Origin of the sequence: Streptomyces roseochromogenus subsp. oscitans DS 12.976 (assembly GCF_000497445.1) — a bacterium.
GTDB lineage: Bacteria > Actinomycetota > Actinomycetes > Streptomycetales > Streptomycetaceae > Streptomyces > Streptomyces oscitans.
Window position 1 is genome coordinate 5,184,565 of record NZ_CM002285.1, and the last position, 1,314, is coordinate 5,185,878.

The following is a 1,314-nucleotide window of genomic DNA, read 5'->3' on the forward strand; positions in this document are numbered from 1 at the left end:
CGCAGGGCGGCGGCGCGGGCGGCGGTGCCGGTGACGGTGGAGACGGTGAGGATCGTGCCGGTACGGGCGCCGGCCGCCTCGGACGCGGCGCGTACGGCCGAGCCGGGCGGTCGGTGGGTGACGGTACCGAAGCCCAGTTCGGTGACCGGGAGGAAGCCTTCGGCGGTCTCGGCGCCCAGGTCGGCGACGGTGATCGCGTCGGCGACGACGAGCGAGCCGACGGGCGCGTCGGGCTGGAAGCCGCCGCCGATCCCGGCGCAGACGACCAGGTCGTAGGGGGCGCCGTCGAGGGCGGCGGCGGTCAAGGCGGTGGCGGTGCAGGCGGCGGCGCGGGCCGGGCCGACGCCGGCGGCGAGCAGGTCCCAGCCGGTGGCGGTACGGCACAGCGGTGCGCCGGGGAGCCGTACCTCGGTCACGGCGCCGGGGAACGCCCGTGCCACCGCGTCCCGTTCGGCCGGGACCGCGGTGGCCACGAGGATGTGTACGGAGGGCGTGATCAGGCCTTCTTCAGCTTGAACGACCACATGCCCTGGTTGGACTTGTCGCCCATGCGGATCGTGACCGTGTTGGTGTCGCCCTGGGTGCCGTACTGCTGGTTGAAGAACGCGCTGCCCGGGATGGTGCGGTAGGTCTTCTTGCTGACGTCGGTGAACTGCTGGCCGTTCACCAGGAGGACCCAGCCGGCGTCCGCGATCTTCGGGTCGACACCGAAGCGGACCGTCTCGTCCTGGTCGACCTTGATGGACTTGGCCTTCTCGACGTTCTTGATGCAGTTCGTCAGCGACTTGGCGTCCAGCGCCTTGCCGTCGTTGTAGCACATGGCCTCGGAGGTGACCGAGCTCGTGCCGACGGTGACCGTCGCGACGGGCGACGGCTTCTCGCAGGCCGTGAGGACGAGCAGTCCGGCGGTAACGGCGCCGGCGGCGGCGACGGCGCGGCGGCGTCGCACAACGCGTGGTACATCAGCGGCTTCGCCGCGGGGCAGCGTGGTCATGGCCGAAGGCTATCGGGCGCCCCGAGCCGTCCGCCCACGTGGGGTGCGGCGTGCCCGGTTCGTTACGCCAGCCGTGCCCGCCACCGGGAAAACGCGCCCGGTCCGTCCCACCGAGCCGACCACCCCGCCACCGAGCCGATCAGCCCGCCGCCGGGCCGGCCGGGATGCCGGGGGTTGGTCGGGACGCTGCTGTCGGCCGGGGTCGCCCGGGCCGCCGGGTCGGTCGGGACCGTCGGGATGCCGGAGTTGGCCTGTGGACGCTGGGGTCGGTGTGGACGCGGGGACGCGGGCGTCGGCCGGGGCGGCCGGGGCGGCCGGGA

The 1,314-nt window shown here is 74.0% G+C and carries 2 protein-coding genes; both read right to left on the minus strand.

Features of this window, described 5'->3' with window-relative positions; translation table 11 throughout:
• Positions 1–473, minus strand: a 473-nt coding sequence (locus M878_RS72140) for a phosphorylase family protein (protein WP_023549366.1), incomplete at its 3' end; no start/stop codon positions are given.
• A gap of 23 nt (positions 474–496) precedes the next feature.
• Complete coding sequence (locus M878_RS72145; protein ID WP_037730173.1) at positions 497–994, minus strand: hypothetical protein; 498 nt, start codon at positions 992–994, stop codon at positions 497–499.
• Positions 995–1,314 lie beyond the last annotated feature (320 nt).